We start from the raw sequence: 16,166 nt of genomic DNA, 5'->3' as shown, positions 1-16,166 counted from the left end.
ATCTAATTATTGAGAAATTAAAACCGCTTCCCGCCATTTTTGCACTGAATTAATTATATAGATGCGATCGCTATATTTTAACATTTCCTTGGTAATAATTTCTTCTTTTATTTTACCTTTTTCAAGTAAATCAGCGCGAAAAGTCCCAGCTAACAATCCACAAATGACAGGAGGTGTCAATAATTCCCCATTGAAATCTACCACAACATTACCAATACAAGTTTCTGTAATTTCACCTCTTTCATTCCATAATAAAACATCATCACAATCAGGAAAAGCAGCTTTTGCTATTTCATAAACTTGACGATTAGTTGTTTTATGATACAAAAATACATTATTAGAGTCAACAGGTGTGCAACACATACCTAATTTGACAAAGGTTTGATTATTCACAGGAGATAAGGGCGTAGTCTGATATGTAATTTCACCACCAGAATTTAACAATAATCGTATTTTATAAGGTTGATTTAAAAATGATTCTGTTAATTTATCAAGTTGAATTTTTAGTTTATTTAGTTCCAAATTAAAATCAAAGTAAATTGCTGAATTTTGCAGACGTTGTAAATGATAATCTAAAATAGAATAACCATCATCAGGCTGCCATAATATTGTTTCTAAAACTGAAAAATCTGGTTGATTTAGGGTAAGAACTTGGGCTTTAATCTGACATTCTTGATATTCATCATTACTTACAGAATCCCAAACAATTCCTCCCCCTACTCCATATTCAGCTTGACTATTTTCTTTATCAATTAACACAGTCCGAATAGCAACATTAAATTGTGCTTGACGTTGGGGACTAATAAAGCCAATGCACCCAGTATAAATCCGTCGCGGTGTATTTTCTAAATCATGAATAATTTCCATAGTCTTAGTTTTAGGTGCGCCGGTAATAGAAGCACAGGGAAAAAGCGCCCCCATAATCTCACTTATAGAAGCTGTAGTTGTGGCTGTGACAGTAGATGTCATTTGCCAAACTGTGGGGTATTTTTCAACATTAAATAAACTGGGAACTTTGACTGTACTAATATTAGCCACTTTTCCCATATCATTGCGAATCATATCCACAATCATCACATTTTCAGCACGGTTTTTTTCTGAAAAATGGAGCTTATTCGCAATATCATGATCTGTTACTAATGTTAAACCTCTAGCTGCTGTTCCCTTCATGGGAAGAGAGGTTAACTGATTACCGTCAAGACGAAAAAAGAGTTCAGGAGAAGCAGAACAAATAGCAAAATTATCAATATCAACATAAGCCCCATAATCGGCTTTTTGGGCTTGTACTAATTTGAGAAATAATTGCCAAGAATCGCCACTAAAAGCCGTATTTAGGCGGAATGTGTAATTAACTTGATAAGTTTCCCCCAAAGCAATATATTTTTTAATCTCGCTAATGGCTTGATGATATTCTATTTCACTTACTGAAGGTTTCCAATTAAGTTGATATTCAGCAGGTAAAGTAGGTTTTGGTAAATCAATAATTTCTGGTTTTTTATATAATCCAAACCAAAGTAAGGGAAATGAAGAAGAATGAGTTTTTAGTGCCGAATCAAAAGCTGTTGAGGCTTCATAACTAATGAAACCTGCCCCATACATTTGATGTTTAGCAATCAAATCATTCACAAGTTGCAATTTAGGAACAACTTGATCAATACTATCTGCAATGATAATTTGATCAGGGTTTTGAAAACAAAGCCAATGCTTTAGTTTAGCATCATGAATTACTAATTTATTTTTCATCGGCGTTTCCACCAAACAATAAAGCCCATTAATAAACCAATTAAAGGTAATAAAAATACAGCAGATATTGTTAACAAGTTTGCTTGCAGAGTTGAGATCACAATCCGGCGATTTTTTGGTTCTTTAGGACGAATGGAGAGAAGTTGGTCATCCTGTTGACTTAACCAACTAACTGAGTTTAAAAATACATCTCCATTTAACTGTTGTTCAAATAAACCATCAACTGCAAAATTAGAGTTTCCGAATACTACTAACCGCGATTCTTTAGTAAGATTTGGTGAAGTTGTGGGAGTTGGAATTGGTGAAGTTGTGGGAATTGGAGTTGGGGAATTTGTGGGAACTGGATTTGGTGAAGTTGTGGGAACTGGAATTGGTGAAGTTGTGGGAATTGGAGTTGGTGAAGTTGTGGGAATTGGAGTTGGTGAAGTTGATAACTTTCTAGTTAACGCTACTCCTAAAGTTAATGGACCTTTTAAATCTTGGCCTTCATTAAACTCTAATTTTTCACTTTTTTGATCACTTTCAGCCCAACTGCTAGGATAAGGTTTAGTTTTCAATAAAACCATAGACTCGATATCAGGAACAGGATCAATTTGTAGAGGACGAGTCAAAGGATATACAGAAATATTGTTACCAAAATCCTTAGTAATAGGATGTTGCCCATATTCTGTTACCAGAATAGCAGCAGGACCAAGTTGCATACTTTCCCCAGAAGTATCAATTACTAGACGATTATCTAAACGCACACCCCAATCTTTTAAAATAGGATCTATTTTCGGGTCAGTGTTGGGATTAATCATTAATAACAAGTTACCACCACGATTTAGATAAGCTTGTAAAGCTGTAACTTCCCCAGTTAATAATTCTTTTTGGGGACCGGCAATAACTATAACAGCAGCATCATCAGGAACTTGTGGTTGTTCTGCTAAATTTAAAGGTGAGGTAGTAAAGTTTTTATCAGTTAATCCCTGAATTGCTTGAGAAATTGCCCCTTTAATAGCCGTAAGTGGGTGTTCACCATGACCTTGCAGAAAGTAAACTTTAGCAGTTTTAGAACTAGTGATTTGTTGTAAACGAGTGGTTAATTGTATTTCTGACAACCGTTGATTTTCACTAATTACTTGGACTAATTGCCGCTTTTCCTGAAATTCTAAATAAACTTCACCATAATCCTTTACTCCAAATTTTTCTGCTAATCCTGGTCTTAATTGAGGATCAATATACTCAAATTTAAACTGTTTACTTTGACGCTGATAGTTATCTAATAATTCCCGATCGCCAGAATTTTGTTCTCTACTAAATAACCAAACTTTCATTGGTTGGGGCAAATTACTGACTAATTCCTTTGATTGAGGAGATAGGGTAAATAGTTGAGTATCTGTTAAGTCTAGACGCAAATGGTAACGACTTCCTAAAAAATTAATAAATCCCAATATTACTAATACTGACAAAGTTGCGATGACGGCATTAGTACCACTTTGGGTAGAACGTTTTTGCCACCATTTACTTTTCTGACTTTTTCCTAGCACCCACAAACAACAAATTACTAAACCTGTTATTAATAATAATAAAGGGATTGTTCCCCATTTTTCTGATATCAAACCAACCGTTAGACCAGCAACTAGAAAGAATGGTCCTAGCCAAAATACAAATTTCCAAAGTTTATTTTTATTCATTTGGTAACAGGGAATAGATTAAAATTCTTTAACAATTGACAATTGACAATTGACAACTAACTACTAACTACTGACAACTGACAACTAACTACTGACGTTGAAAGCGAAGTGCATCAATTGATTGGGCTGTGAGAAAAATACCTAAGATAATGTAACTAGCAAATAAAATCAAGGCGCTAGTATCAAAAATTCCTTGAATTAGGGTATTGTAATGTTTCAGAAGGGATAGATGACTCACAGCTTCACCAATGGGACCAGGAATGCTTTTTGCGATTAAATCAATGAATAACAGCAAAATGACTACGCCAAAAGTGAGGACAGCCGATAAAATTGTACTGTCTGTTAATGAAGAAATAAACATTCCTAGAGATAAAATTGCTGCTGCGAATAAGAGTAATCCTAAATGACCAAGTAAGGGAATTGTGGGAGATATAGGAGGATTAGAACTAGATAAAGCGATCGCTTCAAATCCTAGCAAAGGTAAAATCATTGTCACAAAAAATGTTAATACCCCTAATAGTTTCCCTACGGCTACAGCCCAGTTAGTAACTGGTGATGTGGCTAAAAGTTCTAAAGTTCCTCGCTTGCGTTCTTCGGCATAAAGTCCCATGGACAGAATAGGTAATATAAATAGCATCAACCATCCCATCCGATCTAAAAATGCCCGTACAAATTCATAAGGAACATCTATGATCGGTGGTTGGACTCCAAATTGTTGCCCTTGTAAATCATAGCTAGAAACTGTGACTAAAATTCCTTCGGGTCCCAATAAAATCATCACAAAAAATAAACCTGCCAAAAACCAAAATACACTAGCTATTCCATAGGCTAAGGGCGATATAAAATAACTCTGTAGTTCTCGACGATAAATGGCAATAATATTGGCGATTACTATACCCATTTATGCAACTTCTCCTGCTTCAATTTCTGAGTTAATATCTGTGGTGGCTTCTGATTCTTCAATTTCTGAATTTATCCCTGTAGAGAAATTCTTTTCTGATGTAGTTAATTTTAAGAAGACATCTTCTAGTGTGGCACTAACACGACGCATTTCATATAAACCAAATCCAGCCCGAACTAAAGCCGCAGCAATTTCTTTTCCTGGTTCTTTTCCCGGCTGTAAGATTACCCGTAAGTAAGTATGATGTTCTGGCAAGTTGTGATGGTTAGGAACTGATTCTACTAAAGTTACACCGGATATTTTTTGTAACATTTGTTTAGCTAAAGGTGCTTCTCCTGTAATTTCTAATTCATATCCTGCCCCACCTGTTAATTGTGTCACTAAATTTTCTGGGGTATTAGTTGTGACTATTTGCCCACGATTAATAATGGCCACGCGGCTACAGGTCATGCTCACTTCTGGGAGAATATGAGTAGAGAGAATAATGGTATGTGTTCCTGCTAAACTTTTAATTAAGTTCCGCACTTCCATAATTTGCCGGGGATCAAGACCAACTGTAGGTTCATCTAAAATAATTGCTGGTGGATCATGAACGATCGCTTGGGCAATTCCCACTCTTTGCCGATAGCCTTTAGACAGTTTACGAATAATGACTTGGCGCTTATCTTGTAAATTGCAGCGGTTAATGGCTGCTGTTACCTTGCTAGGGCGATCGCCTGAAGCAATTCCTTTAATCCTGGCGACAAAATGCAAAAACCCTTCTACCGTCATCTCTGGATACAAGGGTGGTGTTTCCGGTAAATAGCCAATTCGCTGCCGCACAGCTAAAGAATGATCATGGACATCATAACCTGCAATCTTCGCTGTGCCACTGGTCGCAGGTAAATAACCGGCTAAAATTCGCATGGTCGTAGTTTTACCAGCACCGTTAGGACCCAAAAATCCCAAGATTTCCCCAGGTTCAACCCTAAAGGTGACATCAGTAATTGCTGTTGTCGAACCATAAATTTTACTGAGATGCTCAACTTCAATCATCTGTTCAATAATGAGAATATCCAAACAATCTTAACTAAAGAATTGTTAATTGGTAATTGGTAATTCTGAAGATGCCTTTCTTGAAGTTTGTTCCTTTACACAACTGGGCGCAGGACTTACGACTCCTGACTCCTGCTGTATGAACTTGTATTAAACGCGCATAATTTTATAATATATAGTATTATATACTTTCAGTGTCTAACTGTATTTTCAGTGCATATGTAAAAAAGAATACAAAAAGGTAAATATATAATTAAAATTAACTAATATTTCATGAAGTTAATACAATAGTGTCAAATTTTTTAGGTAACACTAGTTGTATGATCTATAAAATGAATAGTTAACCTTGCCATCCCAAATAATAGTTGAAAATACTAATAATTCAGAATATAGTAAAAATTTTACATAAAGTACCCAAATACATAAAATTTTAAGGAAGAGGCATGGCAGGAAATGAAAGTGAAAAAATTCGTCATTTATTAGTTGTCCAAGATCCACAAGGGCAGCGGACTCTTCCATTGCTAGAAGCAACTTACTCTCTAGGAAGGGATTTAAGAAACGCTATCGTTCTCCATTCTCGGTCTGTATCTAGACAACACGCAATTTTATTAAGAGTCACAGTTCCGAATACTGACCAATATAGTTTTCGGATTATTGATGGTAACTTCCAAGGAAAAAGAAGTACCAATGGTTTATTTGTCAATGGCAATAAATGTCTTTCTCATAATCTTCAAAATGGAGACGTTGTTGCTTTTGGGAATAATAATACTCAAGCTAAATATTATGTTATTAGCAACCTTTCTGAGCAAGCATTTTCGGCATCTTGTGAAGCCGATGACTTGTCTGATTTCTTGTCAGGCAAAGTAAATTCTGGTTCTCCCTTTGAGACATCTATTATACGCGATAGTAATTTTGAAGCTGCTAGTGATGCAGCCTTAGCCCGTCTAGCCTCCTTTCCAGAACTTATTCCTAATCCCATTATTGAAATGGATTTAGAGGGAATAGTTACTTATCTAAATCCGGCAGCAGCAGCAAAATTTCCTAATCTGAGGCAGTTAGGTCAGAAACACCCAATTTTGACACAATTATTAAAAGCAGTTGAAAATCAAACCCAAACTTCCTTTGTGCGAGAAATCACAGTTGGAGAGGAAATTTTTGAGCAATCTGTTCACTACTTACCCCAAAGTGATTTAATTAGAACTTTTATTATTAGAGAAATTACAGAACAAAAACAAGCTGAACTAGAACTAAAACAACGCGATCGCCTATTACAAGCAGTAGCTGAAGCAGCTAATTATTTATTAGCAGAAATGAACTATGAGATAGCTATCGAAAAAGCACTAGCAGCATTAGGAGAAGCTACCAATGTCGAACGAGTCTATCTATTCCAAAACCATCCCCATCCAATTACCGGGGAAATGTCTGTTAGTAAAAGATTTGAATGGATTAAATCTGGTGCAGAAACTTCTCTTTACCATTGGCAAAATCAGTCCTATCAAAACTCTGGACTAGAACGCTGGTATCACACACTTTCTCAAGGTGAAACTATTAGTGGCTTTACCCAAACATTTCCCCTCACCGAAAAAGAACTATTGATGGGCGATAATATTAAATCGCTCCTGCTTGTACCACTCAGATTAGAAACAGAGTTTTGGGGTTGTTTGGGATTAATTGAATGTACATCAAATCGTCATTGGTCAAAACATGAAGAATCTAGCCTTTTAACCATGGCCGCGAGTATCAGTGGCGCTCGTCAACGTCAGCAAGTAGAAGAAAAAATGCGCTATCAAGCCATGCACGATTTACTGACTGGACTGCCAAATCGGTTATTATTCAACGATATCCTCAACCGCTGCATACAAGAAAGAGTGCAGACAGAGGAAAGTATTGCGGTGATGTTCCTGGATCTGGATCGGTTTAAAATTATTAATGATACTTTGGGGCATACAGTCGGAGACAACTTATTGAAAATAGTCGCCCAAAGACTCCAAGATGCAATCAGACCTAACGATATTGTGGCTCGTTGGGGCGGTGATGAATTTACAATTTTATTACCACAAATCACGGAAATTCAACCCATTATCCAAATAGCTCAAAATATTCTCCAGACTTTAGAAAGTGCCTTTCATGTCCATGGACATGAACTTTATATTAGTTCTAGTATTGGCATCGCCCTCTTAGGTAAACATAGTTATGATGCCGAAACTCTCATTCAGCACGCAGATGCAGCTTTGTACTATGCTAAAGATGAGGGGCGAAATAACTACCAATTTTATAAAGAGTCTCTCAGTAAAAAGAATCCAGAACTATTGAGTTTAGAAAAAAGTTTACGCCATGCCTTAGAAAGAGACGAATTTATCATCAATTATCAACCGCGTGTCAATATTGCCACCAATAAAATTACAGGGATGGAGGCATTACTGCGTTGGTATCATCCAGAAATGGGGATAGTTTCTCCGACTGTGTTTATACCTTTAGCCGAAGAAAGTGGCTTAATTATCTCTATTGGTGAATGGGTATTACGCCAAGCTTGTAGTCAAAATAAAATGTGGCAAGAAGCGGGATATCCACCCATCACTATTGCTGTCAACCTTTCTCCTAAGCAATTTCGCCAACCTAAATTATTAGAAGTATTAACTAATATTTTAACAGCGACCCGACTAGAACCAGAATTTTTAGAATTAGAGATTACGGAAACTACAGCGATCGCCGATCTTGATTTCACGACAACTGTACTCCATAATTTAGCACAAATGGGTTTACTTCTGGCCATTGATGACTTTGGTACAGGTTATTCTTCGCTGTCGCGGTTACAGGTGTTACCATTTCATAACTTGAAAATTGATCGCTCATTTATTAAAGAACTGACCAAAGATGAAAAAGTTGCTCATATTATTCAAGCTATAGTTACCTTGGGACGCTCTTTAGGATTGAGACTAATTGCCGAAGGAGTAGAACAACCAGCAGAGTTAGAATTTTTGCGGTCAATTAATTGTGATGATGTCCAAGGATATCTTTTATACCGACCACTAACTATTGAGCAAGCTACAGAAGTTTTGAAAAACGAAAAAGATTAAATTACCACAATTGTCATTATGAATGAACTACAGTCTAACGCCCAAAATCCTGAACAGGATATAGCCACAGAATTATTAGTCAAGCTCAGACAAAAAAAAGGTAGCTGGGTAGAATGGGGACAAGCGATCGCTTACCTGCAAAAAAACGGTTATAATCCCCAAGATATCTTTGAAGCCACAGGATTTGAGCCAATTCAGCAAAATCAAGTCATCGTGGGTTCTCAGGTTTACAATTCCATGGAAAAATGTGGATCATCACCAGAAACACTAGCATATTACAGCACCAAAAGCAGTGATGTGTTATATGAATTACGGGGATTGACACAAGAAGACCGTGCTACCACTGCCGACTTAACCTTTCAGTACAAACTTGATGCAGACGTAGTTAGGGATATAGCCAAAGCAGTCAAAGATTATTCTTGGTTTCCTAATTTACCAGAAAATTTTAGCAAACATCCAGGAGATGCGATCGCCTATCAATCTTGGAAATACGCCAAACAAAAATCCGACTTATCAGAGCGATCGCGCTTAATAGCCAAAGGTTTACGCTTCGTCCACTCCGAAACAGCTAGAAAACAACTAGAACAACTGTTAATGGACTTTAGCGTTACACCTAAACTTGCACCACCAATCCTCCCCTTTTACCGACTTGAATCTGATGAAGACTTACCCCGGATTTTGCCAGTGGTAGGGGAGTTACCATTAACAGCACAAACCTTAAAAGCCGTACCCTTAATTACAGAAATTCAACCATTTCGCATTGTCAAATTTGCGGGAGAACAAGCTTGGGTATCCTTACCAGGATGGAAAGTGCTACTAAATGCAGAAGATCCTGTAGTCGTCATTGGTAATAGCGACATTTTCCCCAACCCCCATCAAAACAAAATTGAACCAATCATGATCGTCATAGATCGCGCTCAAAGAGAATGGGATGTTTCCAACTACTTTGTGTTTGAAAATGGCGAAAGTATTGACTTTCAATGGTTTGAAACTGCACCAGGAATTCCCCTACTAGGAAAAATGATTGTCCTAGTTCGTCCTAAGAAAATCCTGGATGAAGAATATACCAAAGACGCTTGGCAGATTGACGAATAATTAGGAAGTAGGGGCGTATCCCTGACGGGACTGGAAGCGTCAGCATTTGGTGTAAGGGCGAAGCATTCGGACGATTAATTATCGGTTGTTTCCCATGTTTATTTGCCGAATGCTTCGCCCCTACTGACACATTGGTAGGGGGAGTCAGATATCAACAATCTGTTTATTTACAGGATTTATGCAGTCTGATGTACCCTAAAACTGGGCGCAGACCCTGCGCCCCTACCTCTCTTATCCTAAATAAGATTGCTATATTTTAATGGCTAGAATAGGCAATACTTCTGTATCCAGAACCCCTAATATATGTTAAATCTAAGGCGGGATATATTGCGTTTTTAACCATAAAAACACATTATTCCTGATTGAGCTTTACCAGGTCTAATCCAGCCATGGCTAACATCCTTAGTCTGATTGCTAGTCAGTCACGGAAATCATCTACAACTATTTTAATTGTGGATAATTCCGAGACTGATCGTGCAGCCTATTCTAGTTATCTTCAATCTGACCTAATTAATAATTATGACATTTTAGAAGCAGAGACTCTCAAAGCAGGTTTAGAGCTTTGGCAATCCCAGCATCTGGATGTGGTACTGATAGATTGTAATTTGCCTGATGGCAATGGTTTGGAATTACTAGAGGCTATGGGCAAAGACTGTCCAGAAGCAAAGCTACCTGTAATTATACTAACAGACCAAGAGGATGAAAAAATAGCTGTATGTGCCATAAAAAAAGGGGCAATAGACTATTTGGTCAAGCAAAACATTACTCAATTTTCCTTATCCCATAGTATTCATAACTTACTTAATTTCACCACACTTAACCAAAAAATAGCCCAATTACAAAAGCAGGAAAACCTCATTGCGGGGATGGCTTTAAATATTCAGCAGTCTCTAAACTTAGAAGATATTTATCAGGGAATTGTGGAGAGTGTTCTCACCTTTCTTCAGGTTGATCGGACAGTTATTTATAAATTTAATTCTGACATGAGTGCAGAGATTGTTGGGCAAGCAGTCATTCCCCCTTGGAGTCCTTGTCTTCACACTCAAATTGTGGATATCTGTTTTCCAGAAAATATGAGTGAGGAATACAAACAGGGCAAAATCTTTGTAGCATCGGATATCTATGCAGCCAATCTGACAAAATGCCATCTCCAACTTTTAGAAAGCTGGCAGGTACGTGCCAATCTCGTTGTCCCGATCTTGTTACCCCAGACTAATTTCCATTCGACAAACGATAAATCTGCGATCAATGCACCATCATTGTGGGGTTTGCTAATTGTTCATCAATGTTCTGTACCTCGTGTTTGGGAAAATACCGAAATTAGCTTGATGCAACAATTATCGGTTCAATTAGCGATCGCTATTCAACAGGCCGAACTCCAGAAAAATCTCAACATTCTCAATGCTTCTTTACAACAAAAAGTAGAAGAACGCACACAAGAAATACAAATTCATGAGCATAAATTTCGAGCTATTTTCGATAACACCTTTCAATTTACAGGACTGTTGACAACTACAGGAATTTTACGAGAAGCCAACCAGACAGCTTTAAACTTTGGTGGCATCAAACTCGAAGATATCGTCAATCAGCCTTTTTGGGAAGCTGACTGGTGGTCAATTTCCCCAGTAACTCAAGAGAATTTAAAGCAAGCGATCGCTAGTGCTGCCCAAGGTGAATTTATCCGCTACGAGGTAGATGTTCTCGGTGCTGGAAGTAACATAGCCACCATAGATTTTTCTCTGCGTCCCCTTAAAAATGAATCAGAAGAGGTAATAATGCTGATTGCCGAGGGGCGTGATATTACTGACAAAAAGCGCATTGAACGGGAACACCAAGAAACACTCAAAGCCCTCAAAGCCTCAGAAGCTGAACTGAGAGGATTGTTCAATGCTATGGTTGATGTGATTTTGGTAATAGATAGACAGGGACGTTATCTCAAAATTGCTCCTACCAATGCAGATATACTTTACCGACCGATTGAAGACTCCCTTGGGAAAACAGTCCATGAAGTTTTACCCACTCATCTAGCAGACAAGTTTGTCAGGATAATTGGACAAACTCTTACTACACAAAAGCCCTCAGAATGCGAATATAGCTTACAGATTAGAAATCAAAAAATTTGGTTTCATGCCCAAGTTTCACCGCTTTCCCCAGAAACAGTCATTTGGACCGCGCGAGACATCACCGAAGCCAAGCGCAACGCCATCATTTATGAACAAGTAAAACAGGCATTTCAGGAAAGTCAAGAACGCTATGCAGCTCTAGCAGCATCAGTTCCAGTTGGTATCTATCGGACAAATACAGTAGGTAATTGTTGGTATGTTAACGATCGCTGGTGTGAGGAAACTGGTTTGACTTTTCAAGAAGCAGTCGGAAAGGGTTGGAAAAAAGCCTTACACCCAGAAGATCGCCACATGGTTGAGTCTCAATGGCAGCATTTGGTGCAAACAGGTGAAACTTTGAGTTTGGAATATCGGTTTGTGCGACCAGATGGGATGGTAACTTGGGTATTTGGACAAGCCATTCCCGAAAAAAGCCTAGAAAAAAAGGTGACGGGTTATGTGGGGACAATTACTAATATCACCGATCGCAAACAAGCAGTAGAAGCTTTGCATCGCAGTGAAAAGCTGTATCGCACCCTAGTAGATAACTTTCCTAACGGTGCAGTTGTACTATTTGACCATGACCTGCGTTACCTACTAGTAGGAGGCTTAGGACTAGCTAATGCAGGTTTAGCTAAAGCAGAAATGGAAGGAAAAACGATTTGGGAAATTTATCCCCCAGCAGTATGTGAGACGATTGCACCAAGTTATCAGCAAGCACTAGCTGGAGAATCAGTAACTACGGAAATTCTATATGGCGATCGCCTCTACTTAGATCATCATATCCCTATCCGCAATGATCTAGGTGAGGTGATCGGCGGAATGTCCATGTCCCAAGACATCACCGAGCGCAAACAGTCCGAAGTGGCACTGAGGGATAGTGAGGAGAAATTTCGGCAATTTGCAGAAAACAGTCGGCAAGTCATGTTAATCCGTCAAATTGACACTGGAGAATTACTTTATGTCAACCCTACCTATGAAGAAATTTGGGGACAAACCACAGAGAGTTTATATCAAGATCCTGACTCCTGGATGGCTGTTCTGCACCCAGATGATCGTCAACGCATTGATGCCGCTTATAAAAATACTGGTAGACAGGGGTTTTTAAATGAGGAGTATCGCATTATTCGCCCTGATGAAGCGATTCGGTGGATCTGGGGAAGATGTTTCCCCATTAGGGATACTTCTGGAGAAATTTACCGGATTGGTGCAATAGCCGAGGATATTACAGAGCGCAAACAAGCAGGATATGAACGGGATCAGCTTCTGCTTGTTTTGGAGGCACAAAATCAAACTTTAGAAACCCAAGTTGAGCAAAGAACAGCAGAACTACAACAAAGCAAAGAACGCTTTCGTAATCTTGTCGAAACCTGTAGTGATTGGATTTGGGAAGTTAATGAATCTGGAGCTTACACCTACGCTAGTCCGCAAATCATTAACGTTTTGGGATATTCCCCCACAGAAATTTTAGGTAAAACTCCCTTTGATTTTATGCCACCAGCCGAAGCGGAACGAGTATTGCCAGAGTTTATGCAATTCCTTTCCGTGCAAGCGCCTTTTCAATGCTTGGAAAATACTAACCGCCATAAAGATGGACGACTGATTATTTTAGAGACCAGCGCAGTTCCCATTTTTGACGAGGATAGAAAATTTTGCGGTTATCGGGGTATAGATCGGGATATCACGATCCGTAAACTTTCAGAAGCCGCCTTACGCCAAAATGAGGCTCGATTTCAGAGAATTGCTGCCAATCTTCCTGGGGTAATGTATCAATATATTCTTCGTGCTGATGGCTCTTATGAATTTATATATATTAGCGATCGCTGTCAAGAAGTGTATGAACTAGAATCAGCTACCATTCTCAACAATGCCGATGCTGTATTTCAACTAGCCCATCCAGAAGATTTACCATCTTTACAGGAATCTATTCTCCATTCCGCTTTGTCCTTACAACAATGGTTATGGGAGGGCAGAATCATTACCTCATCTGGACAAATTAAATGGATACAAGGTATTTCTCAACCCGAACGGCAAGCCAACGGGGATATTTTATGGGATGGATTAATTCTCGATATTAGCGAACAGCAAGCCGCACTTCATGAACGTCAACAGATTGAAATTGCCCTGCATAAACTATCGGACAGATTGAATCTAGCCATCAAATCTGCTCAAATTGGCATTTGGGACTGGGATATCATTAACAATCATCTCGTCTGGGATGACAGGATGTACGAACTCTATGGAGTTAAACCCTCCGACTTTACAGGTGCTTATCAAGCATGGGAAGCAGGTTTACATCCCGATGATCTTATATCTGGACGCATAGCTATCCAGCAAGCCATCGCTGGAGAAAGGGATTTTGAGCCAGAATTTAGGGTAGTGTGGCCTAATGGCACAATCAAATTTATCAAAGCCTATGCCCTTGTACAGCGTGACTCCCAAGGAAAAGCGCTCCGGATGATCGGTATTAACTTTGATATTACCGATCGCAAACAATCAGAAACCAAGTTACAAGCCGCAGAAATCCAACTCCGCAACGTATCAACTCGCCTCAAGTTGGCAGTAAGATCCGCCAAAATTGGGATTTGGGACTTAGATTTGGTTAACGATGCCCTGCTTTGGGATGATCGGATGTATCAACTCTTTGGTATCTCCCGCGAGACTTTGAACTTAAGTGAGGAAGCTTTAGCAAAATTTGAAACCCTCCTGCATCCTGATGATAGAGTTACCATCCGTCAAGCAGTCAAACAAGCTATTGCTGAGGAGAAAGAACTAGATATTGAGTTTAGAATTGTATTACCCAATAGCAAAATTCGCATTCTCAAAGGCTATGGACTCGTTCAGCGTAATTCCCAAGGGCAACCCCAACGCATGATCGGCATTAACTACGACATTAGCGATCGCAAACAAGCGGAAGCTGAGATTATCCGTAGTCGGGATTTACGAGAAGCTATTTTTAATGAATCGGCTGATGCCCTCTTTCTAGTTGATGCAGAAACAGTCCGAACCATAGATTGCAACCAACGGGCTGTTGAGATGTTTGCAGTCACTAATAAAACCGACTTAATTGGGATTGAAGGACATCAATTACAAAAGCAGCAATTCACTATTGAAGAGTTACAAGCAATTAAAGATGATATGGAGCAACAAGGCTTTTGGAGTCGGGAAATTGAATACAAAACCTTCACAGGTAAAATATTTTGGGGCAACCTGGCCGCCAAACAAATTACTGTCGCAGGTCAAAAAATGAACCTGGTGCGAGTCACAGATATTAGCGATCGCAAACAAGCAGAAACTCAACTTCACGATACTAATAAACAACTTGCTCGCGCTACTCGCCTCAAAGATGAATTTCTCGCCAGTATGAGTCACGAACTCCGCACTCCCCTTAACGCCATTCTTGGCATCACGGAAGGATTGCAAGATCAGGTATTTGGGGTAATCAATGAGAAACAACGTCAGGGTTTACAAACCATTGAACGCAGTGGTACTCATCTATTGGAATTAATTAACGACATCCTCGACTTATCCAAAATTGAAGCGGGACAAATGGAATTAGACTGTACCCCAGTAGTCATCCGTCAACTTTGTAAATCCAGTCTGTCTTTTATCAAACACCAAGCTTTCCAAAAACGCATTCATCTAGACATCAAGATTCAACCTAATTTACCAGAACTGTTAGTAGATGAACGGCGAATGCGACAAGTTTTAATTAATTTACTCAATAATGCTGTCAAATTCACTCCAGAAGGAGGATCTATTACCTTATCTGTGCTTCGAGAACAACATTCTCCGGAAACAAAGATTACACATTTTTGTGATTTTATTAGGATAGCAATCATTGATACAGGTATCGGCATCGCTCCGGAAAATCTCCATAAACTATTTCAACCCTTCGTACAAATTGATAGTTCCTTAAACCGCCAATATACTGGGACTGGTTTAGGACTTTCTCTCGTGAAGCGAATTGTAGAAATGCACGGTGGACAAGTGGGAGTAAGCAGTACAATCGGTGTGGGGAGTTGTTTTATGGTTGATTTACCATCTGCTAATATCTCTGGGAATTGGACTGAATCTGTAAATCCAGACGCATCTGAATTAGTTGCTATGACTCCAGGAAAATTATTGAAATCTCCCCTGATTTTGCTAGCAGAAGATAATGAAGTGAATATCCTCACTGTCTCTAGTTATTTAGAGGCTAAAGGCTACCGTATCGTTTTAGCAAAAAATGGTCAAGAAGCGATCGCCCTTACTAAATCCCATCTCCCTGATTTAATTTTGATGGATATTCAAATGCCAGGAATGAATGGTTTGGAAGCTATGGAACAAATTCGATTTATCCCCAATTTAGCCAATTTACCTATTATCGCTCTGACAGCTTTAGCTATGCCTGGTGATCGGGAAAAATGTTTAACAGCCGGTGCAAATGACTATCTCACAAAGCCTCTAAAACTCAAGCATTTAGCAAATACAATTCAACGCCTATTGGAGGAGATAATTGACAATTGACAACTAAAAACTCTTAATAACCAAGATT

At 38.8% G+C, this 16,166-nt stretch carries 7 protein-coding genes; 3 read left to right on the top strand and 4 right to left on the bottom strand.

What is annotated here, in order from left to right:
- Positions 1-6: 6 nt before the first annotated feature.
- From pabB to FJR04_RS08650, 4 genes are all read right to left on the bottom strand, one after another.
- Positions 7-1,743, bottom strand: a complete 1,737-nt coding sequence (gene pabB, locus FJR04_RS08665) for an aminodeoxychorismate synthase component I (protein WP_168493653.1) — start codon at positions 1,741-1,743, stop codon at positions 7-9.
- Positions 1,740-3,419, bottom strand: coding sequence for a Gldg family protein (locus tag FJR04_RS08660; protein ID WP_168493651.1), 1,680 nt, complete (start codon positions 3,417-3,419; stop codon positions 1,740-1,742). The genes pabB and FJR04_RS08660 overlap by 4 nt, the downstream gene beginning before the upstream one ends.
- Positions 3,420-3,507: 88 nt before the next feature.
- A complete protein-coding gene (locus FJR04_RS08655) occupies positions 3,508-4,320 on the bottom strand; it encodes an ABC transporter permease (protein ID WP_168493649.1) in 813 nt (270 codons plus the stop codon).
- Complete coding sequence (locus FJR04_RS08650) at positions 4,321-5,355, bottom strand: ABC transporter ATP-binding protein (protein ID WP_168493818.1); 1,035 nt, start codon at positions 5,353-5,355, stop codon at positions 4,321-4,323.
- Between the two features lie 443 nt (positions 5,356-5,798).
- On the opposite strand from FJR04_RS08650, the gene FJR04_RS08645 reads away from it, so the two are divergent.
- The 3 genes from FJR04_RS08645 (at position 5,799) to FJR04_RS08635 (ending at position 16,138) form a co-directional block, all read left to right on the top strand.
- Positions 5,799-8,432 (top strand): EAL domain-containing protein, encoded by a 2,634-nt coding sequence (locus FJR04_RS08645; protein WP_168493647.1) that lies wholly within the window; start codon positions 5,799-5,801, stop codon positions 8,430-8,432.
- A gap of 18 nt (positions 8,433-8,450) precedes the next feature.
- Entirely contained in the window at positions 8,451-9,527 is a 1,077-nt protein-coding gene (locus FJR04_RS08640; RefSeq protein ID WP_168493645.1) for a RuBisCO accumulation factor 1, read from the top strand.
- A gap of 389 nt (positions 9,528-9,916) precedes the next feature.
- Positions 9,917-16,138: a PAS domain S-box protein gene (locus FJR04_RS08635; protein WP_168493643.1), complete on the top strand. Its 6,222-nt coding sequence runs from the start codon at positions 9,917-9,919 to the stop codon at positions 16,136-16,138.
- The last annotated feature ends 28 nt before the right edge of the window (positions 16,139-16,166 follow it).

The organism is Anabaena sp. UHCC 0204 (assembly GCF_009711975.1).
In the GTDB taxonomy this organism is placed as follows: domain Bacteria; phylum Cyanobacteriota; class Cyanobacteriia; order Cyanobacteriales; family Nostocaceae; genus Dolichospermum.
Note: the sequence above shows the minus strand (reverse complement) of the source record. Positions and strands in the feature narration are given on the sequence as shown.